The organism is Caballeronia sp. LZ034LL (assembly GCF_031451215.1).
Lineage (GTDB): Bacteria > Pseudomonadota > Gammaproteobacteria > Burkholderiales > Burkholderiaceae > Caballeronia.
Map to the genome: position 1 here is coordinate 620,173 of NZ_JARUXR010000004.1, position 26,314 is coordinate 646,486.

Consider the following 26,314-nt stretch of genomic DNA (forward strand, 5'->3'; position numbering starts at 1 on the left):
GGAGACGGGGTCATGCGAGGAACGGGGCAAGCGGCTGCGGAGACTTCGACGACTTTAACGCGCCGCCCGCCGTTTGAGAACCCGCATCAGGCAGCATGCGCGAAGCCTCGGGCGTGAACGGCGAATTCGACCGCCTCGCCGATCGCGCCGCCAACCAGGATCACGGCCGGGCTGCCGAGGCCTGCTGCGGCGGCGTCATCGGCGAGACGGTCGAGCGTGGTCACGAGACGCCGTTCCTGCGCCGAGCCCGCGTGCTGTACGACGGCGGCGGGCGTGCTCGCGGGCAGCGCCTCGCGCAGCGCCGACGCGATGCTCGCGATGCGGCTCATGCCCATGTAGATGGCGAGCGTTGTGCCGGTGGCGGCAAGCGCCTGCCAGTCCGGCTGGCGATGATCCTGCAGATGCGCGGTGACGAAGGTGACGCCCTGGCAATGATCGCGATGTGTGAGCGAGATGCCGAGTCCGGCCGCCGCCGCGAAGCCCGACGACACGCCGTTGACGATCTCCACCTCGATGCCCGCTTCGCGCAGCGCCGCGATCTCTTCGCCGGCGCGTCCGAAGAGCAAGGCATCGCCGCCCTTGACGCGCACGACGTGCAGGCCCTTGCGTGTATGGCGCTGCATCAGCCGCTCGATGAAGGCCTGCGGCGTAGACCGGCAGCCGCCGCGCTTGCCTACGCGGATCACGCGCGCTTGCGGCGCGAGCGAGACGATGTCCGGATTGGCGAGGTCGTCGAGCAGCAGGACGTCGGCGGCGGCGAGCGCGCGGGCGGCGCGCAGCGTCAGCAGGTCGAGATCGCCGGGACCTGCGCTCAGCAAGGTGACTTTCCCCTTCGCGGTGTTCATCGTGATGTCCTCTTTCGGCTCAAGCGCAAAACAAAAACAAAAGGCGTCCGCTCGTGCGGTTGCACGAAGGGACGCCGTTGTCCTTGCTCTGATGGATGTGTGCCGCGAACGTCGTTGCGCGCGGCAATGCGTTAGTCAATGCAAGTAGCACGCCATGCCACTTTCGACAGGATTTTGGCACCCGCGTTGTGCGCGGCGCACTGCACGAGCACCGTTTCGGCGCATGCATGCCTGCTCTGTGTGAACGATGCATGTTCACTGGGTCGTTAAAAAAGATAACCAGACGGTACACGCATTCAAGCAGCACTGCGTGTTGATGCAGCGGCCCGCACGGCATCAGTGCTGCGCCGCACCAGCGCTGTGCCCGCCTGCATCGAAAGCGCGCCGCATCGGGTCTTCGCGAAGGCTCCGGCCATGCCGCGTAGAGCCAGGCCCAGCAAGCCTTTGCGGCTGATTCCACCGCCGATGGCATAGCCCTTGCCTTATGGCTTGCCATCGGATCAACGGCGATCCGTCTCGATTACAGCGCCCGCAGGTGAACCACGTGCGGGCATCGGACAACGGCGTCCCCCGCATCGGCTTACCGGCTGAATGCGCGGGACGCCTTTCTTTTTTTGGCGGTTAGACGATGGACAAAGCCACCCGGATCGATCTCTTCAGCATGCGCAGCGTGCCGATGCGCGCCTTCCATCTCACCTGGATGGCGTTTTTCGTGTGCTTCTTCGCGTGGTTCGCGTGCGCGCCGCTGATGCCGCTCATCAAGCGCGAATACGGTCTCAGCGCCGATCAGGTCGCCAACATCAACATCGCAGCCGTCGCCGTGACGATTCTCGTGCGGCTCGTGATCGGCCCGATGTGCGACCGCTTCGGTCCGCGTCGGGTCTATAGCGTGTTGCTCGTCGCAGGCGCGGCGCCGGTGATCGGCGCGGCGCTCTCCACCGGTTACGACAGCTTCCTCTGGTGCCGTCTCGCCATCGGCGCGGTGGGCGCGAGCTTCGTCATCACGCAGTACCACACGTCGGTGATGTTCGCGCCGAACGTGGTCGGCACCGCGAACGCAACGACCGCGGGCTGGGGCAATGCGGGCGCAGGCGCGGCGCAGGCCGTCGTGCCGCTGCTGGTGGCGGCAGCCATCGCGCTCGGTGCGGGCGCTGCGTCGTCGTGGCGCATCGCGCTGCTGGTGCCGGGCCTCGCGATGCCGGTCATGGCGTTCTTCTACTGGCGCTACACGCAGGACTGCCCGCAAGGCGACTTCGTCGAGTTGCGCCGCGCAGGCATTGCCATCGACGGCGGCAAGAAGGGCGGCTGGCAAAGCTTCCTCGCCGCGTGCTCGAACTATCGCGTGTGGATGCTGTTCGTCACGTATGGCGCGTGCTTCGGCGTCGAAGTGTTCATTCACAACATGGCCGCCGTGTACTACGTCGACCGCTTTCATCTCACGCTCGGCGAAGCCGGTCTGGCGGCGGGCAGCTTCGGCCTGCTCGCGCTGTTCGCCCGCGCGCTCGGCGGCTGGCTCTCGGACAAGGTGGCCGCGCGGCGCGGGCTCGACGTGCGCTCCACGCTGCTGTTCGTGCTGATCGCGGGCGAGGGGATCGGTCTGTTTGCCTTTGCCCATGCACCGGGCGTCGCGCTCGCCGTGATCTCGATGCTCGCATTCGGCCTCTTTACGCACATGGCCTGCGGCGCGACCTACGCGCTGGTGCCGTTCATCGACCGCAAGGCGCTCGGCGGCGTGGCCGGCGTGATCGGCGCGGGCGGCAATGTCGGCGCGGTCGCGGCGGGCTTCCTGATGAAGGGCCTCGGCAGCGCCCAGGCCACGCTTTCGATGCTCGGCGTGATCGTCGCCGGCACGGCGCTGTGCGCGCTGGCCGTGCGCTTCTCGCCCGAACACAAGGCGCGCGAAGCCGCGCTGCGCGAACACGCGCTTGCCGCCAACAACGTCGTCGCGAACTGAGAACAACAAGGTCCCCCGTCATGAAAATCGTCGTCATCGGCCATGGGATGGTCGGCCATAAATTTCTCGAAGCGCTTGCCGAAAGCGGCAACGATGCAATGCAGGTCACCGTGCTGTGCGAAGAGCCGCGCGCCGCGTATGACCGCGTGCATCTCACCGAATTTTTCACGGGCAAGAGCGCGGATGATCTGTCGCTGGTCGAGGACGGCTTCTTCGAGCGTTCGGGTTACGCGCTCAAGCTGAATGCGCGCGCTGTAGCAATCGATCGCGCGGCGCGCACCGTGACTGCCTCGACCGGCGAAGTCCTTCCCTACGACAAGCTCGTGCTCGCAACGGGTTCGTATCCGTTCGTGCCGCCGGTCGAAGGACGCGATCGCGCGGGCTGCTTCGTGTATCGCACCATCGAGGATCTCGAAGCGATGCAGGCCTTCGGCGCGCATTCGAAGACCGGCACGGTAGTCGGCGGCGGCCTGCTCGGACTGGAAGCGGCCAAGGCGCTGCGCGACATGGGCTTGCAGACGCACGTCGTGGAATTCGCGCCGCGCCTGATGGCGGTGCAGGTCGACGAAGGCGGCGGCCGCATGTTGCGCGGCAAGATCGAGGAACTCGGCGTCACCGTGCATACGGGCAAGAACACGCTGGCGATCGTCGACGGCGAAGGCGCGGCGAACCGCATGAACTTCGCCGACGACACGCATCTCGACACCGACATGATCGTGTTCTCGGCGGGCATCCGTCCGCGTGACGACATCGCGCGCGCGGCCGGGCTCGAGATCGGCGCGCGCGGCGGCATCGTGATCGACGACGCCTGCCGCACCAGCGATGCCGACATCTACGCGATCGGCGAATGCGCGCTGTGGAAGGGGCAGTTGTTCGGGCTGGTGGCGCCGGGTTACGACATGGCGCGCATCGTCGCGAAGCAGATCCTGGGCATCGAAGCCGCGTTCTCCGGTGCCGACATGAGCACGAAGCTCAAGCTGATGGGCGTGGACGTGGCGAGCATCGGCGATGCACACGGCAAGACGCCGGGCAGCCGCACGTACCAGTACAGTGACGAGCGCAAGCAGGTCTACAAGAAGATCGTCGTGTCCGATTGCGGCAAGTTCCTGCACGGCGCGGTCATGGTGGGCGATGCCGCGGAATACGGCACGCTGCTGCAGATGATGCTCAACCGGATCGAGTTGCCCGAGGCGCCCGAATTCCTGATCCTGCCTTCGAGCGACGGCCGCGCGAAACCCGCGCTCGGTGTGGAAGCGCTGCCGGACGGCGCGCAGATCTGCTCGTGCAACAACGTGAGCAAGGCCGAGATCTGCGCGGCAGTGTGCGCGGGCGCAACCAGCATCGGCGCGATCAAGTCGTCGTGCAAGGCGGGCGCGACCTGCGGCGGCTGCGTGCCGCTCGTCACGCAGGTGATGAAGTCGGAGATGAAGCGGCAAGGGCTTGCCGTCAACAATCACATCTGCGAGCACTTCCCGTATTCGCGCCAGGAGCTGTATCACATCGCGCGTGTAGAAGGGCATCGTACCTTCGGCGCGCTGCTCGCGAAGCATGGCAAGGGTCGCGGTTGCGATATCTGCAAGCCGGTGGTCGCCAACATTCTCGCGTCCTGCTGGAACGAGTTCGTGCTGAAGAAGGAACACGCGAGCCTGCAGGATTCCAACGACTACTACCTTGCCAACATCCAGCGCGACGGCACGTATAGCGTCGTGCCGCGGATGCCGGGCGGCGAAGTCACACCCGATGGGCTGATCGCGGTCGGGCAGATCGCCAAGCAGTATGGCCTGTACACGAAGATCACCGGCGGCCAGCGGGTCGACATGTTCGGCGCGCGCGTCGAGCAGTTGCCGTTCATCTGGGAAGCATTGATCGCGGCGGGTTTCGAATCGGGGCATGCGTACGGCAAGGCGCTGCGCACGGTCAAGTCGTGTGTCGGCTCGACGTGGTGCCGCTATGGCGTCGGCGATTCGGTTGGCCTCGCGATCGAACTGGAAAACCGCTACAAGGGGCTGCGCACGCCGCACAAGATCAAGTTCGGCGTATCGGGCTGCACGCGCGAATGCGCTGAAGCGCAAGGCAAGGACGTCGGCGTGATCGCGACGGAGAAGGGCTGGAACCTCTACGTGTGCGGCAACGGCGGCATGAAGCCGCGCCATGCCGAACTGCTCGCGTCGGACCTGGACCACGCAACGCTCGTGCGTTATATCGACCGCTTCCTGATGTTCTACGTGCGCACGGCCGACCGCCTGCAACGCACCAGCGTCTGGCGCGACAACCTCGAAGGCGGGCTCGACTATCTCATCGATGTGGTGGTCAACGACAAGCTCGACATTGCAGCGGAGCTGGAAGCGGAGATGCAGCTCGTCGTGGATACCTACGAGGACGAATGGAAGAAGGCCGTGACGGACCCGCAGACGCGCAAGCGCTTCCGCCACTTCGTCAACAGCGACGCCGCCGATGTCAACGTGACCTTCGTCGAGGAACGCGGCCAGATCCGGCCCGCCACGCCGGATGAACGCAAGTCGAAGCTCGCTGACATCCCGGTGGTTGTCGAGACCGCCTGACCCATTGAAACGCAAGGAGATCAACATGAACGACCGCATCGAACAGGACTGGACCGCCGTGTGCGAACTCGACGACATCGTGCCGGACACGGGCGTCTGCGCGCTCGTGAAGGGCGCGCAGGTCGCGGTGTTTCATCTCGCGGGCGACGAGGCGCATGTCTATGCAATCGACAACTACGATCCGCACTCGCAGGCGGCGGTGTTGTCGCGCGGCATCGTGGGCAGCGTCGGCGAACGCATCGTCGTGGCCTCGCCGATCTACAAGCAGCATTTCGACCTGCAGACGGGCGAATGCCTCGAGACGCCCGAGCTTTCGGTCAGCGCGTATCGCGTGAAGGTGGCGGGCGGCAAGGTGTGGGTCGCGGCCTGACGCTTCTGAAGCTCGCTTTCGCTTTCTTTTCATGACACGGCGCCGCCCGGCGCTGTGAAGCTGCGCACAATGCGCACGTCTCCGTGGAAACCCTTGAAAACAGGGCGCTTCCGGCTGCATACCTCCTACAAATGAGCGCTGGGCCACTCAATTTCTCACGATCTGGAAGGACGTGAGGTCGAGTGTTGGCTTTCCCACGCTTACTGCCGTTCATCTTCCTTACAGTCACTCAAAACACAGGCACTCAGTTCAAGACCAAACGCCTGAAAACATCACCAAAAAGGTGATACGGGGATTGCGATGAAGAACGACCAACAACAAGCATCACACGCACAAAAAGCGGACGGCCACCGTCCGCCACTCCTTCAAGAGCGCCGCTATCGCCTGCCGGAAGCGCGCGCCGTGATCTGTTCGTACCCAGTCTGAACCCGCGCTCCGGCGCTTCCTGACCCACCCGCTTGCGACATCGCCCGGATCAGCCGGGCGGAATCGAAGCAAGCTCGTGAAACAGGATGCCTAATTAAATGGATTTGCTGTGCCCGCTACATATCGGCGTCGATGTAGCTGGATAAAACCGTGCGCCAAAACCAGGAGACATCACCATGCAACGCAAACTGATCGCAGCAGCCATCCTGTCGCTCGTGTCCGCTGCTGCCTTCGCCACGGGCACGAGCTCCAGCTCCAGCTCGACGTCGGGCGGCAGCACGGCAGCCGCCGTGCACGGCTTCGGCGCCTTCACGGCCACCAACTCGGGCATCGCCAACGGCAACGCTTCGGCGCTGGCCGGCACGGGCTTCGGCGTGACGGGCAACGCAACCAACGCGACGACCGGCCACATCAACAATTCGTCGGTGGGCGGCGCGGGCTTCGGCGGTTCGTCGGCGAAGGGCGTGTCGGGCGCGGATGCCGCAGCCAACGCCTGGAGCAAGCTCGGCGGCGGCTGGCATTAAGTCACGGCGACGAACGGCGGATGCCGCAACGCGGAACCGCTCTCCCGTCACCGCATGAAGCAAACAGATGCACAGACAACTGATTCCAATTTCATTCCGTCAACAAGGAAGTTCATCATGAAACGCACTCTGATCGCTGCAGCACTGCTCTCGTTTGTCTCCGTCGCCGCCATGGCCACGACGACGAATTCCACCTCGAGCTCGACCTCGGGCGGTTCGACGTCGGCGTCCGTTTCGGGCTTCGGCCGCTTCACCGCCACCGACTACGGCACGGCCAACGGCAACGCCCAATCGATCGCGGGCGGCATGTATGGCGTCACCGGCAACATGACCAACGCGACGACCAGCCACAGCAACACGTCGACGGTCGGCGGCTTCGGCCACGGCACGTCGCAGGCCGGCGGCCTCTCCGGCGCGGACGCAGCCGCGAACGCCTGGAGCAAGCTGGGCGGCGGCTGGCGCTAAGCGGCCCACGGGCCACGGCTTACCCGCCATAGGCAAAGGCCGCGTCGTGACGCGCCACGAGAGCGCAAGACGCGTCCTTTGCCCCACCCGATAACAATAAAACCAGATCGTGTCACGGGACCGCCACGCTTGCGGCGCCCCTTCCTTCCGGAGAACCATGATGAACAAGACCACTGTGCAACTGGCCTGTGCGGTTCTGTTTTGCGCCGCGCAACTCGCCCATGCCGATACCACGGCCAACTCGTCGTCGGGCTCGGTGTCGGGATCCACGTCCACCGGCATCGGCCAGGGCGGCGGATCGAGCCTGAACAACATCGGAACGTCGGCTAATTCGACGGCCAGCACCACCTCGAATTCCTCCTCCGTCGGCGGCCTCGGCGTGGCGACGGCGAACGGCGGCCGTTCGTCGGCCACGGGCGGATCGTCGAACGTGAACATCTCGCTGACCATGCCTTCGCTGACCAACTCCAGCTCGTCATCGACGGGTGCGGCCGGCAGCGGCACGAGCGGCACCAGTGGTTCTGCGAACGGCCTCGATGCGACCGGCAAGGCCTCGACACCGGGTTCCAGCGCCTATGACACGCGCGCCACGGTGGACTACAACCAGAGCTCGTACTCGGTGCGCACGACGCCGTCCATCGCCGCGCCCGCGCTCACCACGACGCTCTCCGACACCTGCATGGGCTCGGCAAGCTTCGGCCTCTCGATCACCGGCTTCGGCGCGACCGGCGGCACGACGATGGTCGATCAGGCGTGCGTGCGCCGCCTCGACGCCCGCGAGTTCCGTGCGATGGGCCTGACCGATGTCGCGCTCGCGCTGCTGTGCCAGAGCGATTCGAACCGCCGCGCTGTCGAAGCCACCGGCCATCTGTGCCCGGGCACGACGAAGCCGCTCGCGAAGTCCGGCGAAGACGCCGTGCTGTCGGATGACGAGAAATACCGCGACCCGCTGGTCCGCGCACGCCTCGGCCTGCCGGTCACCGCCGCGAATCATCCTGAAGTCAGCATGAAGACGCAGGACGCGCCCGAGGTGAAGCAGCCCGCGCCGGCATCGGCGAAGCAGGCTGTGCAGCCGTCGCCGGTGGCGGAGCGGGGTCATGACAAGGCCGATGTCGCCGGCAATGGCGTCGAAGTGGCGAGCTCGCCCATCGGTGAGAAGATCGAAGTCGCGCTGATGCAGTGAGGGTGCAGCCGGTTCGCCGGCAAGGTGGTGCAGTGGAGCAGGAGACGCTTCGCGTTGCATGAGCGTCTCATCCTTTCAAGGGTTGGCTCGTTGTACGGTTCCCGGAGAGCCAACCCTCGTTTTCCCGCTGAGGCATGCGATGAAGAGTCAGAAGATAGCAGCGGCCGTCGCGCTCGCGGCAGGCACGATGCTCGCGACGATGCCGCCCGCGCACGCCCAGACGAGCGCGGGCGTGATCTGGGCCGCGAACCCGGCCGGCGTGCAGGCGATGCCCAATGCGCAGGCGCTCGCGTTGTTGCCGTCGAGCGGTTATGTGCCGTTGCAGACATCGGGTGGCACGTGTTTGCTGGTTGCACGGCGCGGCACGCAGATCGTCGCGCTGGAGCTGTCGCCGCTCGCGATCGGCGCGAAGGTGATCGGCTGGAAGCCGCAGGTGATCGACATGAGCACGCTCACGTCGAAGTGGGGCTACAAGATGCCGGATGCTTCGATGGATACGCAGTCGTTCGGCAATCCGGTGACGGCGCAGATCTCGGCGCAGAGCAGCATGGACATGTCGAACCAGGCAAGCTCGTGGAGCAGCAGCAAGGTGGAAGCGCACAGCAGCGCGATTACGGCGGCATCCGGCGCGAGCGCGGGCGAGATGGAGTCGGCGGAATCCGTGACGGTGAACGGCAAGACTTATCGGCGCTACAGCCACTTCAAGCCGGCGACGGCGGATGCGCCGGTCGCGGCATCGGACGAATATTTCTGCCAGTGAGGTTCATGTTGCGGTCGATTTGCTTGCGGCCACCGGCGGCGCCGGCATTGCCATGTCGTGCGTGGTGCGCGGCTCGCTGCCGAAGCGCGCGACCGAGAACGAGAACGTATTGATGCCGCCCGCGCTCGTGGCCGCCACCGTGCCGCGATGCATTTCGGCCACCGCCTTCACGATGGCGAGCCCCAGGCCGTGGTTCTCACGGCTGTTGGTGCGCGAACTCTCCGCGCGATAAAAACGGTCGAACAGATGTTCCATCACGTGCGGCGCAATCGGGTCCCCGGGATTGGCCACTGCAATGCGAATCCGCCCGTGTTCGCGCACGACGGATACGGCAATCGTCGCGCCCGGCGCGCAATGCTGGATCGCGTTCATCACGAGATTCGACAACGCGCGTCCGAACAGCGATGTATTGACGAACGCGCGCGCGTCGCCGCTTGCCACTGCGTTGACGTGCGCTTCTTCGAGCGGAATTTCCAGGAATTCAAGCGTGCGATTGATTTCGTTCGCGAGCGATACTTCCACGAGCCCGGTGGCGCGTTCGCCCTGGTCGGCGCGGGCGAGGAACAGCATGTCGTTGATGATCGCGCGTACGCGCTCGAATTCTTCCAGATTGGATTGCAGCGTGTGACGCAGTTCATCGATTGAACGATCACGCGTCAATGCCACTTCCGTCTGTCCGATCAGAATGGTCACCGGCGTGCGCAGTTCATGCGCGACATCAGCATTGAAGGATTCGAGCCGGCCGTAGGCATGATCCAGACGTTCGAGCGCGCCGTTGAAGGATTTCGCGAGATCGTCGAGCTCCATGGGCAATGCGCGCGTGTTGAGGCGCTGCGAGCGGTTGTTCGGGCTCAGCGTCTGCGCATCGCGCGACAGGCGTGTGAGCGGCGCAAGCCCCAGGCGCGCCACCGAATAGCTCAGCAGCAGGACCGCGACCGTGGCGAGCGCCATCAGCGCGGCGAGCGCCAGACCGAAGGCGCGCATGGTGTGGACGTTCGGAGAACAGTCGATGGCGACGAACAGCTGCAGCGGCGGCCGGTCCACATTGGGCGGAATGGTCAGCGTGGTCATCAGCATGTCGTAGGCGCGGTCGGCCGGACGGAAGTGCACGTAGCCGCCCATCACCTGCTTGATGACGCGGCCCGCAGGCGGCGCACCGTATTCGAAGCGCGGGTCGTTGCTGGTGACGGCGAACAGCGTGGAGCCGTCGCGCGGCGTGATGTCCGCGAGCTTTTCGCGGGCGATCTTCCACTTGTCCGGATTCGACACGTGCGCGACGATGAGCCGCGCCACTTCCGCGCGATTGTCGAGCGAGTCGCGCAGATGCTGCTCCAGCTGCACGCGCAGCACGAGGAACAGCCCCGACCCGACGAGCGCGAACACGAACAGCGCGACGAGCGCGAACATCACGGCCAGCCGCCGCGAGATGGAGCGCTGCGCGCGTGGTTCAGACGGCGACGACGCCCACGGCATGTTCATGATGGTCTCGCATCTTCCCGGGTTTCACGCAGGTCGCGGGCTTCGCGCACTTCGAGCACATAGCCCATGCCGCGCACGGTGTGCAGGAGTTTGGTGCGGAACGGGCCGTCGAGTTTGGCGCGCAGGCGCTTGATGGCCGTTTCCACGACGTTCGTATGACTTTCGAAATCGACTTCCCAGACGAGTTCGGTGATTGCGGTCTTCGACAGGATGTCACCATGGCGGCGCGCCAGCACCGACAGCAACTGGAACTCCTTGGCGGTGAGATCGAGGCGCACGCCGTCGCGGGTGGCGCGGCGGCCGATCAGGTCCACGTACAGATCGCCGACGGAAATGAGCGTCGATTCCTGCGCGCGCGTGCGGCGCGCCAGCGCATGCAGCCGCTCGACGAGTTCCAGGAACGAGAACGGCTTGGTCAGGTAATCATCCGCGCCTTCGCGCAGACCGCGCACGCGGTCGTTGATGTGATCCCGCGCAGTCAGCATGATGACGGGCGTCGACTTCTGCAAGCGCAGCGCCTTCAGCACCGCGAAGCCGTCGCGGCGCGGCAGCATGACGTCGAGCACGACCACGTCGTAGTCGTATTCGATGGCGAGATGAGTGCCTTCCTCGCCATCCATGGCGACGTCGACGACCCAGCCCTGCTCGGTCAGGCCCGAGCGCAGGTAATCCACCACCTTGTGTTCGTCTTCGACTATCAGGACTTTCATGCCGGGCACCTGTGAGGGTTCTGTTTGATGTTCATATCTTGTTCAAGTACTGACTCGCTTACTATACGAGCCTCGCGATCATCCTGCTTACGTCATCTTTCAAGTCACTGCGCAGGCGCGTTGCCGTGCGTTGCTGCCATGGCTTCGTCGTCGGGTGCGGCGCGTGTGTCCCATCCGCCGCCCAATGCCTTGACCAGCGCCACCGACGTCGTACGCTGCTGGCCTTGAATCTGCACGTCCTGGCGTTCGCTCGTGAGCAATTGCTGCTGTGCGGTGATGACGTCGAGATACGCGACCAGGCCGCCTGAATAGCGGTCGTTCGCCAGCGAGAGCAGACGCTGCGCATCGTTGACCGCCGCGTGCGACTGCTTCGCCGCGCCATCCAGCACCGACAGTCCGACGATGCCGTCCTGCACCTGCTGGAACGCGCCCAATACCGTCTGCCGATAATTCGCGACCGCCGCGACATAGCCTTCTTTGGCGAAATCGACGGCGGCGGAACGGCGCCCGCCGTCGAAGACGACCTGGCTCGCCATCGTGCCGATGGTCCACAGCAGGCTCGGCGCGGAGACGAGGCTCGCGAGCGCGGTGCTTTCCCAGCCGACCGTGCCGTTCAGCGTCAGGCTCGGGAAGAACGCCGCGCGCGCGACGCCGATCTGCGCGTTGGCCGCAGCCATCGCGCGTTCGGCGGAAGCGACGTCGGGCCTGCGTTGCAGGACGTCGCTCGGCAGGCCGAGCGGAATGGCCGGCAGCGGATGCATGGCGAGATCGGGCGCGATGGAGAACTGCGGCGCGGGCGTGCCGACGAGCGCCGCAATCGCGTGTTCGTATTGCGCCCGCTGGGTCAACAGCAATTGCGCCTGCACGCGTGTCTGGTCGAGCAGCGCCTGTTGCTGTAGCACGTCGAGACCCGACACCGCGCCCAGATCGTGTTGCGCCTGCACATAATCGAGCGCCTTCTTTTGCAGCGCGACGGAGCGGTTCAGCACGTCGAGCTCGGCATCGAGTTCGCGCAGCGAGAAGTAGCTGCTGGCGAGATCGGTGGTGAGCACGAGACGCGCGTTCGCCAGATCGTCGCCCGACTGATCCGCCGAGGCCCGCGCACTTTCCACTTCACGGCGGATGCGCCCGAACAGATCGACGTCGTAATTGACCGTCGGCGCGAGCTTCAGGTCGTTCTGCACCGTGGTGGCGTTCGGCGTGTTGTAGTTGTTGACCGGACGATTCTTCGAGATGCGCAGCCGTGAAGCGTTCGCGCCGAGATCGACCTCGGGCAGCCCGAGCGCGCCCGTTTGCGCGAGCGTCGCGCGTGCCTGCGCGTAGTGCGCGCTGGCGGCGGCGAGCGTCTGGTTCTGCGCGAGCGCCTGGGTTTCGAGCGCGTTCAGCGTGGCATCGTCGAAGCCTTGCCACCAGTCGGGCGCGAGCGGCGCATGCGACGGTTCGCCCACGCGCCAGTACGAATCGGTCTTCCAGGTGGGCGGCGTGTCGGCGGCGGCGCGCCGGTAGTCCGGACCGACCGTGCAGGCCGCGAGCAGGGAAACAAGCGTGAGGCCGAGCAGCGCTTTCATGATGCGGCCTTCGTTCCCGACGCGGCCTGCTGATCCTGCTGCTTCTGCTGCGGCGCGATCACCACGTGATCGCCGTCCGCGATGGAGTCGCTCGGGTTGATGATGATCTTGTCGCTCGGCTCGATCCCGCTTTCGATCTCCAGCGACTGCCCGAGATCCTGCGCGATCACGATCTTGCGCAACTGCACGTGCCCGTTCGCATCGACTACAGCAACGCGCGGCCCTTCGGAACGGAACAGGAGCGCGTTGCCCGGCACCAGCAGGCGCGCATGCGCGGCCGCCGGCAGCGCGACCTGCACATAGGCGCCGGGCCGCAAGCGGCCATCGGGATTCGGCAGCGTCACTTCGATCTGCAGCGAACGCGTGGGCACGTCGATGGCGCCCGACACATGCGTGATCTTGCCGTGGAATTTCTCGCCCGGCAGTTCCGCCTGCGTGACGGTGGCGTCCTGTCCGACCGAGACGTTCTGCGCATAGGCCTGCGGCAACTGCACGAACACGCGCAACGGATCGGACTGCGCGAGCGCGAAGAGCGCCCGGCTCGTGCCGCTGCCGGCATCGATGAGATCGCCGACATCCACGTTGCGCTGCGTGACCACGCCCGCGAACGGCGCGACGATCCGCTTGAACGATTCGAGCTGGCGCAGGCGCTTCACGTTGGCGTCGGCGGCGGCGAGATTCGCGACGTCCTGGTTGTAGGTGCTTTGACGTTCATCGAGTTCCTGTTGCGAGACCGCATCGCGCTGACGCAACTGCTGCCAGCGATCCAGCGAACTCTTCGCAAGACCCAGGCTCGATGAAGTCTGGTCGCGCTGCGCAACGGCCTGCGCGAGTTCCTGGTCGATCTCGGGCGTATCGAGATCGGCAAGCAGCTGGCCTTGCTTCACGCGTGCGCCGATATCGACATACCAGTGCAGCAGATAACCGGTGGCGCGTGCATAGATCGGCGATTCGACGAAGCCGCGCAGCGTGCCTGGCAGGGTGGTTTCGGCGCCGCTGTCGGTGTGCGAGGGCTGCACCACGTTCACGTACTGCTGCGCGTTCTGCTGCGTGCGCGTGGCGATGGAGCGGTTGTGCACCATGTCCGTGACGACGGTGCGCGCGGCGCCGATCGCCAGCAGCGCGAGCACGATGACGAGCGCAAGCTTGGCGCGCTTCCATTCGGCATGGCGCGGCGGCAGCGCGGGCCCTTCGTCGGAGTCGCGCGCGGGAATCGCAAGCGAGGCGTGGTTCTTTTCGGTCATGTTCGTGATCGGGTCTATAGCTATATCAATGTTGTCCGTTCGCGGCGTCGCGCTGCGAAGGCGTCTTGCGCGCGGCGCGGCGCGCGAGCCTTGCATGGATGCCCGCGAAAATGAGCGGCACGAAGAAGAGCGTGGAAACGGTCGCGAACAGCAGCCCGCCGATCACCGCGCGGCCGAGCGGCGCGTTCTGCTCGGCGCCTTCGCCGAGGCCGAGCGCCATCGGGATCATGCCGATGATCATCGCGAAGGCGGTCATCAGCACCGGGCGAATACGGCTTGCGCCTGCTTCGAGCGCGGCGGTCAGCGGCGGCATGCCGGCGTTCAGCCGTTGCCGCGCGAAGGAAACCATCAGGATGCTGTTTGCGGTGGCGACGCCCATCGTCATGATCGCGCCGGTGAGCGCAGGTACGGAGAGATGCGTGCCGGTGAGGAAGAGCATCCAGACGATGCCCGCGAGCGCGGCGGGCAGCGCGCTCACGATGATGAGCGGGTCGATCCACGACTGGAAGTTCACGACGATCAGCAGATACACGAGCACGATGGCCATCGCGACGCCGATGCCCAGCCCGAAGAACGACGTGCGCATCGTCTCGACCTGACCGCGCACGACGATCTGGCTGCCGCGCGGAAGCGTCTTGCGGGCTTCGTCGACGAGATGATTCACCTGGCGCGCAACGCCGCCGAGATCGCGGCCCTCGACGCTCACGAACAGGTCGATGACGGGCCGGATGTTGTAGTGCGTGACCACCGCGAACTGGCTTTGCGGCGCGATGCGCACGAGATTGCCGAGCAGCTGCGTGGGGCCGTTGAGCGAGGCCGAGACGGGCGTGCGCAGCAGTTCGTCGATCGACGAGACCTGATACTGCGGCGTCTGCACCGCGAGGTTGTACTCGACGCCGTTGCGCGGATTGAACCAGAAACCCGGCGCGGTCTGCGAACTGCCCGACAGCGACACGAGCACGTTCTGCGCGACGTTGTTCGCATTGAGATTGAGCTGTTGCAGACGCGTGCGGTCCATTTGCAGATCGATGACGGGCTCGTCCAGCTTCTGCTGGATATGCGTATCGACGTTGCCGGGAATCATGCGGATCTGCTTCATCAGCTTGCTCGCGGCTTCGAAATTCGCCTGGCCGTTTTGCCCCTGGATCTGCACGTCGATGGCGGCGGGCAGGCCGAAGTTCAGGATCTGCGTGACGATGTCGGCGGGCTGGAAGAAGAATTCGACGCCCGGGAACAGGCGCGGCAGCCGCGCGCGCAGTTCGTCGATGTAGGTCTGCGTGGGCGCGTGATCGGCCGTGAGCGCGACCTGGATCTCGCCATCCAGCGTGCCGATGGTGCCCGCATTGCTGTAGGACAGGTTGATGCCGCTGTAGGGCAGGCCGAGGTTGTCGAGGATCGTCGAGAGTTCATGCTGCGGCACCACTTGACGCACGACGTTTTCGACCTGATCGGCGAGACGCGCGGTTTCCTCGATGCGTGTGCCGGTCGGCGCGCGCATGTGCATGCGGATGTCGCCGGCATCGACGCTCGGGAAGAAATCTTCGCCCAGGATGAACACGAGGCCCGTGGAGAGCACGCAAAAGCCGAGGAACAGCGAGCCGAACAGGCGCCGGCGCACCAGCAGCGTCGAAAGAATCACGATGTACGCGGCGCGCATGCGCTCGAAGCCGCGGTCGAAACGCCGATGCAGGCGTATGAAGACATTCGGCCGGGCGTGTGCATCCGGCGCGTGGGCGTGGCCCATCAGCAGCATGGCGAGCGTCGGGACGAGTGTGCGCGAGAGAATGTACGACGCGATCATCGCGAACACGACCGCTTCCGCCAGCGGCACGAACAGGAACTTCGCGACGCCGGTCAGGAAGAACATCGGCACGAACACGATGCAGATGCAGAGTGTCGAGACGAGCGCGGGCACGGCGATCTCGCCGGCGCCTTCGAGAATGGCTTCGTGCAGGTCGGTGCCCATGTGCAGATGGCGCTCGATGTTCTCGATGGTCACCGTGGCGTCGTCCACCAGGATGCCGACCGCCAGCGCAAGGCCGCCGAGCGTCATGATGTTGATGGTCTGCCCGAGCGCGTGCAGCACGATCAGCGAGGAGAGGATGGACAGCGGAATCGAGATTGCGATGATGCAGGTGCTGCGCCAGTTGCCGAGGAACAGCAGGATCATCGCGGCCGTGAGCGCGGCGGCGATCAGCGCTTCACGCACCACGCCCTGCACGGCCGCCTTGACGAAGACCGACTGGTCGAACAGCGCGCTGATCTTGAGATCGGGCGGCAGCGAGGCGCGTGCTTGCGGCAACAGGTCCTTCAGCGTGTTGACGATGGACAGCGTCGACGAGTTGCCGTTCTTCAGCACCGAGATCAACACGCCGCGATGGCCGTCCTGGCGGAGGGGGGGGGTCGGCGGGGTGGCGCCGGCCCGCACGTGCGCGACTTCGCGCAGATAGGTGGTCGCGCCGTTGATGGTGCGCACGGGAATGTCGTTCAGGCCCGCGACGGTGGCGGGCGAGCCGTTCATGTTGATCGTGTATTCCTTCGGGCCGATCTTTGCGGTGCCGGTCGGCAGGATCAGGTTCTGGGCGTTCACGGCCTGCACGACGTCGGTGGGCGTAAGGCCCTTGGCGAGCAGCGCGCGCGTGTCGAGATCGACGGAGATCACGCGGCTCTTGCCGCCGTACGGATAAGGCACGGCGGCGCCGGGAATCGTCACGAGTTGCGGACGCAGGAAGTTGAGCGCGGTGTCGTTCAGGTCCTGTTCCGATTGCTTCGGACTGGAGAGACCGAGCTGGATCACCGGGATGCTCGACGCCGAATAGCTGATGACGAGCGGCGGCGTGGCGCCGGGCGGCATCTGCTTCAACTGCGCCTGTTCGACCGCGACGGTCTGTGCAATCGCGGTCTGGATGTTCGCCATGGGTTGCAGGAAGAGCTTGATGATCGCGATGCCTTGCAGCGACTGCGATTCGATGTGCTCGATGTTGTTCACGGTGGTCGTCAGACTGCGTTCGTTGACTGACGTGATGCGGTTGGCCATGTCCTGCGCGGAAAGGCCGGTGTAGTTCCAGATGATGCTGACGACGGGTATGTCGATCTCAGGGAGTACGTCTACTGGCGTCGTCAAGAGGACGAAGGGCGTCGCCAGCAGGATCATGATGGCCATCACGATGAACGTGTAGGGCCGCTTCAGCGCAACGTTGACTATCCACATTGAGTCGTTCGGAAGAGCTTGGAAAGGGCGCGGCGGCGAGCTTGCATGCGGCGCGCGGGACGCAATGACGGACTAGGCGGGCGAAGATTTGCCGTGACGCTATGGTAGTGGCCGCGCGCCAACGACAATGTGGCGTGAATATGGCGCGTATGTCAGATTAGGCGATTTGAAAGCAAGCGTTTGAAAGGGCGCGTTCATCGCTTGCGAATCGGGAATACGACGGCGTGTGCGCCGGTCATCTCCGGCAGCGGACGAGCGGCGAGACGGCGCGGGAACGCTCGCGGAGGGAGGGAACCGCGCGGGGTCTCGACGGGATGAAGCGTGGGCTTGCTGGTTACTGGGCGGGTTGCTGCATGGCGGGTTGTCCGGCTGCGGAGGAACCATCGGTCGATGCACCGTAGGCGCTCGACGACTGCACCTTGGCTTCGGCGGCCTGGATGTTATCGGGGTAGAAGGCATCGCGTTCGGACGGGTTGTAGCCTGCCTGCTCGACGCGTTGCAGGTCCTGCTTGACCTGGGCGCGCGTCAGTCCATCGGTTTGGGCCAGCGCGGCGAGTGGAGTGGCGGCGAGTGCGACGATCGCGAAGCGGGTAATCAGTTTCATGGGGGACTCCTCGAGCGTGGTGACGATGAATGCGGCGCATGCGTGCAAGTCATGCACGGCCACGGGCCCATTCTATGTTTGGGGTGGTGACGACATGCTGGCGTTCAAATGACGCTTTCGTCAGTTTGGAACACGTACTGAATCGTGGGTGAAGGGGCGTCGAAGGTGCGTTGAAGGCAGCGGGGAGGTGGTCTGTAAAGGTCGAAGGCCGGTGATAGACTCGCCGGCTTGGGCGAACGTGCTGTTCGCGCCGGGTTCAATCAAGCATCGCAGTGGGGATCGATAAATTGCCGTTCAATCTGCCGACTACGGCCACCGCGCCGTTCTGTCCTTCCGAAGTCAAAGGCTCCGTGGCCGTTACGTCCGGCGCGCCACTCTGGAAGAAGCTGCTGCAATTCGCGGGGCCCGGCTTGCTCATTTCCATCGGCTACATGGATCCGGGGAACTGGGCGACGGATATCGAAGCCGGATCGCGTTATGGCTATGGGCTGTTGTTCGTCGTCGTGCTGTCCAGTCTCGCGGCGATGGTGCTGCAATGTCTTGCCATGCGGCTCGGCATCGTCACGGGGAAGGATCTTGCGCAGTTGTCACGCGAACGCTATGCGAAGCCGGTGGCGAATGCGCAGTGGGTGCTGGCCGAGCTGTCGATCATTGCGTGTGATCTGGCCGAAGTGCTGGGCGGTGCGCTCGCGTTTCATTTGCTCTTCGGCGTGTCGCTGATCTGGGGCGTCGTGCTGACGGCGTTCGATACGCTCATCGTGCTCGGACTCAAGGGCAAGAACTTTCGCGATCTCGAAGCGATCATGCTCGGGCTGATTGCGACGATCGGGATCGGATATGTGGTGGAGCTCGTGCTCGTGAAGCCGCATTGGCCTTCGGTGGCGGCCGGGCTCGTGCCTTCGATCCATGCATTGAGCCAGCGGGAGCCGCTTTATCTCGCCATCGGTATTCTCGGCGCGACTGTGATGCCGCATAACCTTTATCTGCATTCGTCCATCGTGCAGACGCGGGTAGTCGAGCGGGACCGATCGAGTCTGCGCTCCGCGATTTCGCTGTCGCGGCTGGATACCATCGTGTCGCTGATTCTCGCGTTGATGATCAATGCAGCGATCCTGATCCTGGCGGCGTCGGCGTTTCATGCGACCGGGCATACGCAGGTGACCGAGATCGAGGACGCTTATAAGCTGCTGGCGCCGATCGTGGGGACAGGGTTGGCGGCGGTCTTGTTCGCGGTGACGCTGTTCGCGTCCGGGCAGAGTTCGACGTTCACCGGGACGATTGCGGGGCAGGTCATCATGGAAGGGTTCTTGAGGTTCAAGATTCCTTGTTATCAGAGACGGTTCATTACCCGGGCGCTGGCGTTGATTCCTGCGCTGATCGGGGTTTATTGGCTCGGGAATGGGGCGGTGGGGAAGCTGCTGGTGGGGAGTCAGGTTGTGTTGAGTTTGCAACTGCCGTTTGCGTTGTATCCGCTTATCCGGATGACCAGCGATCAAAGGCTCATGGGGGAGTTCGTCAACGCGTGCTGGATGAAGGTGGTCGCGTGGGGGTTGTTCGTGGTGATCAGTGCCGCGAATGTTTGGCTTGTCGTGCAGACGGTGGGGGAGTGGGTGGGGTGAACTCACGTCGGGTCAAGAGCCCGCGAAGCGAAACACGATCCAAATTCGTGTTTCATTCGCGGGCCCAGTTGGCCGCAGCTCTACTTCACCACATTCACCGCCCCATTCGACTTCGCCGCCACCGCGGCCGGAATCGCGGCCTCAACCGTCTGCCCCTGATCGACCGTCGTCCTTCCGCCGTCCTTGAAGAACGCCTGCTCCGCGGCCTTATTAAGAACGAGAATACTGATCCGCCGATTAGTCGGCTCATCGACCACATCCTTGTTCAGCGGCAGCACGTCAGCCAGCCCGCGCACCTGCAGCACCTTGCTTTCCTTCATCCCGCCGGCCACCAGCGCGCGCCGCGCCGCATTCGCGCGTTCGCTCGACAGCTCCCAGTTCGAATACCCGGCCTGACCGCCGGAGTAGGGCACCGCATCCGTATGTCCCGCGATCGACACGCGGTTGTCCACGTCGTTCAGCGAAGCCCCGATGTTGGTCAAGATCGTCGTCACATAACCTTCAAGCTTGAAACTGCCGGAAGCGAACATCGGCCGATTGAGCGAATCCACGATCTCGATCCGCAAGCCTTCGCTCGTGATCGCAATCCGGATCTGATCCTTGAATGCGCGCAATGCCGGGGTCTGCTCGATCAGCGCCGTCAGCTTCTGCTTCAGTTGCTGAAGCTTCTGCAAATCCTCCATGGCGACAGCCGCCCGCGCGATCGTCTGCGGCACCGGCTGCGTCTGGCTCTTCTTGCCTTCGCCAGGACGCGTGCTCGACAGATCCTGACCGCCGCCGGTAATCACGCTGGTATGCGTGGATGCACCGCCATCGTTGCCGAACAGCGCAGACAACGGCGTATTGAAATACTGCTCGATGCCTTCCTTGTCGTACTTCGATGTCGACCCAAGCAGCCACATCAGCAGGAAGAACGCCATCATCGCGGTGACGAAGTCGGCGTAGGCGATCTTCCACGCGCCGCCATGATGCCCATGTCCGTGCGCCTTCTTCTTGCGCTTCACGACCACGGTAGGTGCAAGCACGGACTGCAACGGATCGCGTGACGGTTTCTCAGCCATGAGAGTGAATTCCTTCTTGCGTGCGCGATAGAGTTACGAAGCCGACTTAGGCATCTTGGTCGCGCGCACCGCGTCGTCCAGTTCCTTGAAGCTCGGACGGTCCGCTGTGAACAGCACCTTGCGGCCGAATTCCACCGCGATAGTCGGCGCGTAACCGTTCATCGAAGCAAGCAGCACCGACTTCACGCACTGGAACGGTTTCGCTTCGGCAGCGCCCTTTGCATTGAGCAGATCGGCGAGCGGGCCGATGAAGCCGTACGCCAGCAGAATGCCGAGGAACGTGCCGACCAGCGCGCCCGCGATCATCTCGCCGAGAATGGCGGGCGCCGCGCCCACCGAACCCATCGTGTGCACCACGCCCATCACGGCGGCGACGATACCGAACGCGGGCAGGCCATCGGCCATCTTCTGAATCGCGTTGGCCGCAACCGAACTTTCGGTGTGATGCGTCTCGAGTTCCTCGTCCATCAGGTCCTGCATCTCGAGCGCGTTGACATTGCCCGCCGACATCATGCGCAGATAGTCGACGATGAAGTCGAGCAGATGATGATCGGCCATCACGTGCTCGTACTTCTGGAACAGCGGGCTGGATTCGGGCGCGTCGACATCGGCTTCGAGGGCCATCATGCCTTCCTTGCGCGCCTTCTGAAGCAGTTCGTACAGCAGGGCGATCAGCGCGACGTACTTCTCCTTCGTATAGCCGCCGCCCTTGAACGCCTTCGGGATGGATTGCAGGGTCTTCTTGAGCGTCGCGGTCGGATTCGACACGACGAATGCGCCGATCGCCGCCCCGAAAATACACAGCAGCTCGAACGGCTGCACGAGCGCGGCCAGGTGGCCGCCGACGCCGATGAAGCTCCCGATCACCGAGCCAATGACCACCACCCATCCGATGATGACAAACATGATTTCTCCGCAGTTTTCCGCGCGCCGCGGGCCGTGCGTGCTTGCTTAAAGAAAAGACGCGCACGGCTCGCGACGCATTGTTCGCTTGTTCAGGCTCTTAACGGCCGGTAAGAACGGGAAATGAAGGGTCTTCGGAGCAAGTTTTTCTGCGCAAATGTTTGCGTCGTAAATGTTACGTTCCGGGCAATCCGTGCCCCGGGCGGGAGGCCGTCGAGCCTGGATGACCCGGCAGGTAATGGAACGTGCGCATCCGGTTCGACTAAGATCGTCCGCATGAACTCGACCCTCGCACAGGCTTTCGACGACCCTGCACGTTCCGGCCCGAACGCCACCGTCGGCGCGCTGCTGCGCGAATGGCGTCAGCGAAGACGCATGAGCCAGCTCGACCTGGCCGGCGAGGCCGATGTCTCCACGCGGCATCTGAGCTTCGTCGAATCGGGGCGTGCGCTGCCGAGCCGGGAAATGGTGATGCGGCTTGCCGAACAGCTCGATGTGCCGCTGCGCGAGCGCAATACGCTGCTGATGGCGGCGGGCTACGCGCCGCTGTATCGGGAGCGGGCCCTGGCCGATCCGCAGATGGCCAATGCGCGCCGCGCCGTGGAACTGGTGCTGAAAGGCCACGAGCCGTTTCCTGCGCTTGCCATCGACCGCCACTGGAACATCGTCGCGGCCAACGCGGCGCTGCCGCCGCTGATCGCATCCGCCGATGCCGCCTTGCTGGCGCTGCCCGTCAACGCGCTGCGCCTCTCGATGCACCCGCGCGGCCTCGCCGGCGTCATCGACAACTGGCACGAGTGGCGCGCGCATCTGCTCGCGCGGCTGCATCGGCAGGTGGAGGTGTCGGGCGATCCGGTGCTGCTGGCGCTGCACGCCGAGCTGGAGGCGTATCCCGCGCCCGCGCACGTCCATGCACCGCAATCCAGGCGTCACGAACCCGATCCGGTGGTCGTGCCGCTGCGTCTGCGCACGCCGCATGGCATGCTTTCGTTCTTCAGCACGACCACGGTGTTCGGCACGCCGGTCGACATCACCTTGTCCGAGCTGGCAATCGAAGCCCTGTTTCCCGCCGACGACGCAACCGCCGCTGTTCTCGGCCGGCTCGCCGAAGCACGACGCTGAGCTTGCGCCGGCGCGCAGGGGCTTACAGAATGGAACCTAGTGGGGGCAGACGGATCGATGAGAGAAAGGCAGGCCGTGCAGTTCGAGCCTGGTGAGCTTTTGTCCAACCAACGCGGAAGATAGCGATGATTCAAACATTCGAGCAAGTGATCGGCGGGCAAAGCATGCAGTTCTGCGCAAGCATCGCCGACGGCGGCGGCCCGCCGCGCGTCATCATCAGCCGCGCGGATTCGGCGGAGTCACTGGTGATCGTCCAGGCCGAAGGCATCATCGGCACGATCAAGGCGGAAGTGGAAGCGCCCGCGTCGCTCGTGGCCGATGCCGTTCGCAAGGCCCAGCAGGAAGCGCTCATCGAGCGCGCACTGGAAACCGGCGCCGTGCAGACCACGAGCCTCTAGGCTTTAAAACAGTCGGTTACACACACATGCCCGCGCGGTTCATCGAGCCGCGCGGGCATTGTTCATCAGCCTGGCGCTACAGGCGCGGTTCGCCGTTCTTCGGATCGGCGGGCACCATCGGCGTGGCGGAATCCGGGCCGTCGGGCATGTCCGGGTCGTCGGGGTTCGGCGCCGCATCGGGATCGAACAATTCGTCGGGATCCGGCTCGTACGGCTCTTCGGGGGAACGGGGCAGCGTCGACATCAGCTTCTCCTTGAGGTTGGATGGCTTCAGGCTCCGAGGCAGCTGACTTCTGTTCAGGACTGCGCCGGGCGTCTCGCTTGATCGTTGCAACAGGCGTACCCGCTGACAGGCACGTCTCGATTGCCGTGTTTATTCAAGATTCTTGGAGAGCGCATTGCGCGCACGGTCCCTGTCCGTCTCCGCCGGATTGCTCACCTGACGCGCAACCAGTGCCGTCCCCAGCAGGATCGCGACGGAAATTCCGGCCGACCAGCGCACGGCATCGACGATATGCGCCGCGCCCGCCGCGCCGTCCCCGTGACCCGCGAGCGCGCCGAACGCCGCGACTCCGATCGCCCCCGCCGCCTGACGCGCCGTGTTGAGCACCGCCGACGCCGTCCCTGCGCGCTGCTGACCGACGGTGCCGAGCAAGGCGGTCGTCATCGCGGGCACCGCGAGCCCCATGCCGGTCGGAATCAGCAGGAACGGCACGAGCAGGGCGGCCGTGGGCGTGTGCGCATCGACGAAACAGAGCGCAATGAAACCGGCGGCATCGAGCAGCGCACCCGCGATCATCGGACCGCGCGAGCCGAAACGCACCACCACCGGTCCGCTCGCCAGGTTCGAGATGAGGAACCCGCCCGTCAGCGGCAGGAACGCCAGGCCCGTTTGCAGCGGCGTATGGCCGAGCACGCGTTGCAGGTACAAGCTCAGAATGAACACCGTTCCATAGTAGGTGAGATTCACCCCGATACCGAACAACACCGCCGCGCTGAAGGTGCGCTCGGCGAACAGCGAGAGCGGCAGCATCGGCGACGCGCTCCGACGTTCGATCGCCACGAAACCGCTACCCGCCGCCAGCGCGAGCAGAAGCCCGCCCCACACGAGCGGATGAGCGATCCCGAGCGGCCGCCATTCGATCACTGCGCCCACCAGCGCCGCCAGCGCGACGATAGCGAGCGCCTGCCCCGGCAGGTCGAGACTGCGCGCGTCATGTGCATTCTTTGGCTGCGCGGCCCGCACCCACAGCAACGTCGCCACGATGCCCGCCGCGCAGACCGGCAGATTGACCCAGAAAATGCTGCGCCAGCCGAAGGCCGCGATCAGCACGCCGCCGACGATCGGCCCCGACGCAATCGATACCGCGCCCGCCGCCGTCCAGAGCCCGACGGCGCGAGCGCGCAACCGCTGATCGTGGCCGCATGCCGCGTTGAGCAGGGCGAGCGAGTTCGGCAGCATCGCGGCAGCACCGACACCCTGCGCCGCGCGGGCGGCGATCAGTTGCGGCGCGTCAACCGAAAAGGCGCACGCCAGCGACGCCAGCCCGAACAGCAGCAATCCGCCGAGGAACATGCGCCGCGCGCCGAAGCGGTCGCCGAGGGAACCGGCCGAGAGCATCAGCGCGGAAAACGCGAGCGCATAACTGTCGACGGTCCATTGCAGGCTCGCGACGCTCGCGCCCAGATCGCGGCCGATGCTCGCCAGCGCGACATTGACGATGGACACATCCAGCTGGGACACGACAAAGCCGACGCTGGTCGCGGTCACGACGAGCTTCTGCCGCCCGGACAGATGCGCAGAGGAGGAGGAAAGGTTCGAGTTCATGCCGACCATCGTAGGCGCGTCGCGCGTTCGATGTTTCGGGCTGGCTTGAAACGTGAAAACCGGACACGCAGACGAAAAAATGGCGCACTGCATCAGCAAGTGCGCCATTTTTCCGCGTAAAACCCGAACTTAACGGGCGTTCTTGATGAACAGCGTCGTCAGCGCGCCCACGACGCACAGCGTGGCGACATACCACACGGGCGCGAGCGGGCTCGACTTCATGAACAGCGAAACGACGATCGGCGTCAGTCCGCCGAACACCGCATACGCGACGTTGTACGAGAACGAGATGCCCGAGAAACGCACGGCGGCGGGGAACGACTTGACCATCACGAACGGAATCGCGCCGATCACGCCGACGAAAAAGCCCGCGACCGAATACCACGGCAGGAGCGCGGAGGCATCGACGGCGACTTCGCGGAACAGCATCCAGTACGACACCGCCAGCGCCAGGCCGCCGATGAAAATGGTCTTGCCCGCGCCGATCCGGCCCGCGATCGCGCCGGCCAGCACGCAGCCGATCGTCAGGAACAGCGTCGCCGCGCAGTTTGCCACCAGGACAGTCGCCGGGGCGAGGTGGAACTGCTTCTGGAGCAGCGTCGGCGTCATCAGGATCACGACGACGATCGCCGCCGACAGCATCCACGTGAGCAGCATCGAGACGATCACGGCGCGGCCGTGGTCGCGCAGCACGGCCTTGAGCGGCAACTCCGCCGCGAGCGACTTGCGCAGCTTGAGTTCGGCGAAGACCGGCGTCTCGTGCAACCAGCGGCGCAAATAGACCGAGCACAGCCCGAACAGGCCGCCCAGCAGGAACGGCAGGCGCCAGCCGAAGGCGGCGACATCGGCGGGCGTGAACGCGTTGTTGATGCCGGTCGCGATCAGCGAGCCGAGCAGGATGCCCGCCGTCAGGCCGGCCGTCAGCGTGCCGCATGCATAGCCGATATGCCGCGCCGGCACGTGTTCCGACACGAACACCCACGCGCCCGGCACTTCGCCGCCGACCGCCGCGCCCTGCATCACGCGGAACAGGAGCAGCAGCACGGGCGCCATCAGGCCGATCGACGCATACGTGGGCAGCAGGCCCATCAGCAGCGTCGGCACCGACATGAGCAGCACGGAAAGCGTGAACATGCGCTTGCGGCCGAGCAGGTCGCCGAAGTGCGCCATGATGATCCCGCCCAGCGGACGCGCCAGATAACCCGCCGCGAAGATGCCGAAAGTCTGCAATTGGCGCAGCCAGTCAGGAATGGCCGGCGGAAAGAACAGCTGGCCGATGACCGGTGCGAAGAACACGAAAATGATGAAGTCGTAGAACTCGAGCGCGCCGCCGAGCGCGGCGAGCGTGAGCGTCTTGTAGTCGCCGCGCGTGAGGGCGCGGCTGGCCGCGCGCGGGGCGTCGGACAGAGGTGTTGCCTGCATCGAAAGAAAACCCGTGAGTGAAAAGACCACGCGTGACGCGCGGGCAGGACGAGGCTG

22 protein-coding genes are annotated in these 26,314 nt (G+C 64.9%); 10 read left to right on the forward strand and 12 right to left on the reverse strand.

From position 1 onward, the window contains the following. Window positions 1-86: 86 nt before the first annotated feature. Window positions 87-845, reverse strand: a complete 759-nt coding sequence (gene cobA, locus QCE83_RS30200; RefSeq protein ID WP_309819812.1) for a uroporphyrinogen-III C-methyltransferase — start codon at window positions 843-845, stop codon at window positions 87-89. Between the two features lie 628 nt (window positions 846-1,473). On the opposite strand from cobA, the gene QCE83_RS30205 reads away from it, so the two are divergent. From QCE83_RS30205 to QCE83_RS30235, 7 genes are all read left to right on the forward strand, one after another. Beyond that, entirely contained in the window at window positions 1,474-2,799 is a 1,326-nt protein-coding gene (locus tag QCE83_RS30205) for an MFS transporter (protein WP_309819814.1), read from the forward strand. A gap of 20 nt (window positions 2,800-2,819) precedes the next feature. After that, window positions 2,820-5,360 carry a nitrite reductase large subunit NirB gene (gene nirB / locus QCE83_RS30210; protein ID WP_309819815.1) on the forward strand — a complete coding sequence of 847 codons (2,541 nt, stop codon included), beginning with the start codon at window positions 2,820-2,822 and terminating at the stop codon, window positions 5,358-5,360. 25 nt (window positions 5,361-5,385) lie between these two features. Next, complete coding sequence (gene nirD / locus QCE83_RS30215) at window positions 5,386-5,730, forward strand: nitrite reductase small subunit NirD (RefSeq protein WP_309819817.1); 345 nt, start codon at window positions 5,386-5,388, stop codon at window positions 5,728-5,730. A gap of 602 nt (window positions 5,731-6,332) precedes the next feature. Next, on the forward strand, window positions 6,333-6,680 hold the full coding sequence (locus QCE83_RS30220; RefSeq protein WP_309819819.1) for a hypothetical protein: 348 nt from the start codon (window positions 6,333-6,335) through the stop codon (window positions 6,678-6,680). Window positions 6,681-6,797: 117 nt separating this feature from the next. Continuing rightward, entirely contained in the window at window positions 6,798-7,145 is a 348-nt protein-coding gene (locus QCE83_RS30225; protein WP_309819822.1) for a hypothetical protein, read from the forward strand. A 160-nt stretch (window positions 7,146-7,305) separates the two neighbouring features. Beyond that, the gene (locus QCE83_RS30230; protein WP_309819823.1) at window positions 7,306-8,328 is read left to right on the forward strand and encodes a hypothetical protein; all 1,023 of its coding nucleotides are present in this window, start codon (window positions 7,306-7,308) and stop codon (window positions 8,326-8,328) included. A gap of 139 nt (window positions 8,329-8,467) precedes the next feature. After that, on the forward strand, window positions 8,468-9,088 hold the full coding sequence (locus tag QCE83_RS30235; protein ID WP_309819825.1) for a hypothetical protein: 621 nt from the start codon (window positions 8,468-8,470) through the stop codon (window positions 9,086-9,088). A gap of 3 nt (window positions 9,089-9,091) precedes the next feature. Here QCE83_RS30235 and QCE83_RS30240 read toward each other — a convergent pair whose 3' ends face one another. The 6 genes from QCE83_RS30240 to QCE83_RS30265 form a co-directional block, all read right to left on the reverse strand. Next, complete coding sequence (locus QCE83_RS30240; protein ID WP_309819827.1) at window positions 9,092-10,567, reverse strand: heavy metal sensor histidine kinase; 1,476 nt, start codon at window positions 10,565-10,567, stop codon at window positions 9,092-9,094. Next, a complete protein-coding gene (locus tag QCE83_RS30245) occupies window positions 10,564-11,277 on the reverse strand; it encodes a heavy metal response regulator transcription factor (protein ID WP_309819829.1) in 714 nt (237 codons plus the stop codon). Before QCE83_RS30245 ends, QCE83_RS30240 begins: the two co-directional genes overlap by 4 nt. A 104-nt stretch (window positions 11,278-11,381) precedes the next feature. Further along, entirely contained in the window at window positions 11,382-12,845 is a 1,464-nt protein-coding gene (locus QCE83_RS30250) for an efflux transporter outer membrane subunit (RefSeq protein WP_309819831.1), read from the reverse strand. Beyond that, on the reverse strand, window positions 12,842-14,089 hold the full coding sequence (locus tag QCE83_RS30255) for an efflux RND transporter periplasmic adaptor subunit (RefSeq protein WP_309819833.1): 1,248 nt from the start codon (window positions 14,087-14,089) through the stop codon (window positions 12,842-12,844). The genes QCE83_RS30250 and QCE83_RS30255 overlap by 4 nt, the downstream gene beginning before the upstream one ends. Before the next feature lie 25 nt (window positions 14,090-14,114). Next, window positions 14,115-17,300 (reverse strand): efflux RND transporter permease subunit, encoded by a 3,186-nt coding sequence (locus tag QCE83_RS30260; RefSeq protein WP_309819835.1) that lies wholly within the window; start codon window positions 17,298-17,300, stop codon window positions 14,115-14,117. A gap of 334 nt (window positions 17,301-17,634) precedes the next feature. Continuing rightward, entirely contained in the window at window positions 17,635-17,904 is a 270-nt protein-coding gene (locus QCE83_RS30265) for a DUF4148 domain-containing protein (RefSeq protein WP_309819837.1), read from the reverse strand. A 287-nt stretch (window positions 17,905-18,191) separates the two neighbouring features. Here QCE83_RS30265 and QCE83_RS30270 point away from each other — a divergent pair, with 287 nt between their 5' ends. Continuing rightward, entirely contained in the window at window positions 18,192-19,523 is a 1,332-nt protein-coding gene (locus QCE83_RS30270) for an Nramp family divalent metal transporter (protein WP_309821179.1), read from the forward strand. 80 nt (window positions 19,524-19,603) lie between these two features. Here QCE83_RS30270 and motB read toward each other — a convergent pair whose 3' ends face one another. Together motB and motA are read right to left on the reverse strand one after the other, a co-directional pair. Beyond that, window positions 19,604-20,584, reverse strand: coding sequence for a flagellar motor protein MotB (motB, locus tag QCE83_RS30275; protein ID WP_309819839.1), 981 nt, complete (start codon window positions 20,582-20,584; stop codon window positions 19,604-19,606). 33 nt (window positions 20,585-20,617) lie between these two features. Continuing rightward, window positions 20,618-21,490, reverse strand: a complete 873-nt coding sequence (motA, locus tag QCE83_RS30280) for a flagellar motor stator protein MotA (protein ID WP_309819841.1) — start codon at window positions 21,488-21,490, stop codon at window positions 20,618-20,620. A gap of 273 nt (window positions 21,491-21,763) precedes the next feature. Here motA and QCE83_RS30285 point away from each other — a divergent pair, with 273 nt between their 5' ends. Next, entirely contained in the window at window positions 21,764-22,609 is an 846-nt protein-coding gene (locus tag QCE83_RS30285) for a helix-turn-helix transcriptional regulator (RefSeq protein WP_309819843.1), read from the forward strand. Between the two features lie 125 nt (window positions 22,610-22,734). Continuing rightward, complete coding sequence (locus QCE83_RS30290) at window positions 22,735-23,007, forward strand: hypothetical protein (RefSeq protein WP_309819845.1); 273 nt, start codon at window positions 22,735-22,737, stop codon at window positions 23,005-23,007. 76 nt (window positions 23,008-23,083) lie between these two features. Here QCE83_RS30290 and QCE83_RS30295 read toward each other — a convergent pair whose 3' ends face one another. The 3 genes from QCE83_RS30295 to QCE83_RS30305 all read right to left on the reverse strand — a co-directional run bounded on the left by QCE83_RS30295 (window position 23,084) and on the right by QCE83_RS30305 (window position 26,257). Further along, window positions 23,084-23,251, reverse strand: coding sequence for a hypothetical protein (locus QCE83_RS30295; RefSeq protein ID WP_309819848.1), 168 nt, complete (start codon window positions 23,249-23,251; stop codon window positions 23,084-23,086). Between the two features lie 129 nt (window positions 23,252-23,380). Further along, a complete protein-coding gene (locus QCE83_RS30300; protein WP_404985895.1) occupies window positions 23,381-24,835 on the reverse strand; it encodes an MFS transporter in 1,455 nt (484 codons plus the stop codon). A gap of 129 nt (window positions 24,836-24,964) precedes the next feature. Next, the gene (locus QCE83_RS30305; protein WP_309819851.1) at window positions 24,965-26,257 is read right to left on the reverse strand and encodes an MFS transporter; all 1,293 of its coding nucleotides are present in this window, start codon (window positions 26,255-26,257) and stop codon (window positions 24,965-24,967) included. Between the last annotated feature and the right edge of the window lie 57 nt (window positions 26,258-26,314).

Coding starts and splice junctions, on each gene's coding strand:
- motB (WP_309819839.1), bottom strand. CDS start 20,584: ATGGCTGAGAAACCGTCACGCGATCCGTTGCAGTCCGTGCTTGCACCT.
- QCE83_RS30235 (WP_309819825.1), top strand. CDS start 8,468: ATGAAGAGTCAGAAGATAGCAGCGGCCGTCGCGCTCGCGGCAGGCACG.
- QCE83_RS30260 (WP_309819835.1), bottom strand. CDS start 17,300: ATGTGGATAGTCAACGTTGCGCTGAAGCGGCCCTACACGTTCATCGTG.
- motA (WP_309819841.1), bottom strand. CDS start 21,490: ATGTTTGTCATCATCGGATGGGTGGTGGTCATTGGCTCGGTGATCGGG.
- QCE83_RS30265 (WP_309819837.1), bottom strand. CDS start 17,904: ATGAAACTGATTACCCGCTTCGCGATCGTCGCACTCGCCGCCACTCCA.
- QCE83_RS30245 (WP_309819829.1), bottom strand. CDS start 11,277: ATGAAAGTCCTGATAGTCGAAGACGAACACAAGGTGGTGGATTACCTG.
- QCE83_RS30255 (WP_309819833.1), bottom strand. CDS start 14,089: ATGACCGAAAAGAACCACGCCTCGCTTGCGATTCCCGCGCGCGACTCC.
- QCE83_RS30295 (WP_309819848.1), bottom strand. CDS start 23,251: ATGTCGACGCTGCCCCGTTCCCCCGAAGAGCCGTACGAGCCGGATCCC.
- nirD (WP_309819817.1), top strand. CDS start 5,386: ATGAACGACCGCATCGAACAGGACTGGACCGCCGTGTGCGAACTCGAC.
- QCE83_RS30250 (WP_309819831.1), bottom strand. CDS start 12,845: ATGAAAGCGCTGCTCGGCCTCACGCTTGTTTCCCTGCTCGCGGCCTGC.
- QCE83_RS30205 (WP_309819814.1), top strand. CDS start 1,474: ATGGACAAAGCCACCCGGATCGATCTCTTCAGCATGCGCAGCGTGCCG.
- QCE83_RS30230 (WP_309819823.1), top strand. CDS start 7,306: ATGAACAAGACCACTGTGCAACTGGCCTGTGCGGTTCTGTTTTGCGCC.
- QCE83_RS30305 (WP_309819851.1), bottom strand. CDS start 26,257: ATGCAGGCAACACCTCTGTCCGACGCCCCGCGCGCGGCCAGCCGCGCC.
- QCE83_RS30225 (WP_309819822.1), top strand. CDS start 6,798: ATGAAACGCACTCTGATCGCTGCAGCACTGCTCTCGTTTGTCTCCGTC.
- QCE83_RS30300 (WP_404985895.1), bottom strand. CDS start 24,835: ATGAACTCGAACCTTTCCTCCTCCTCTGCGCATCTGTCCGGGCGGCAG.
- nirB (WP_309819815.1), top strand. CDS start 2,820: ATGAAAATCGTCGTCATCGGCCATGGGATGGTCGGCCATAAATTTCTC.
- QCE83_RS30290 (WP_309819845.1), top strand. CDS start 22,735: ATGATTCAAACATTCGAGCAAGTGATCGGCGGGCAAAGCATGCAGTTC.
- QCE83_RS30285 (WP_309819843.1), top strand. CDS start 21,764: ATGAACTCGACCCTCGCACAGGCTTTCGACGACCCTGCACGTTCCGGC.
- QCE83_RS30240 (WP_309819827.1), bottom strand. CDS start 10,567: ATGAACATGCCGTGGGCGTCGTCGCCGTCTGAACCACGCGCGCAGCGC.
- cobA (WP_309819812.1), bottom strand. CDS start 845: ATGAACACCGCGAAGGGGAAAGTCACCTTGCTGAGCGCAGGTCCCGGC.
- QCE83_RS30220 (WP_309819819.1), top strand. CDS start 6,333: ATGCAACGCAAACTGATCGCAGCAGCCATCCTGTCGCTCGTGTCCGCT.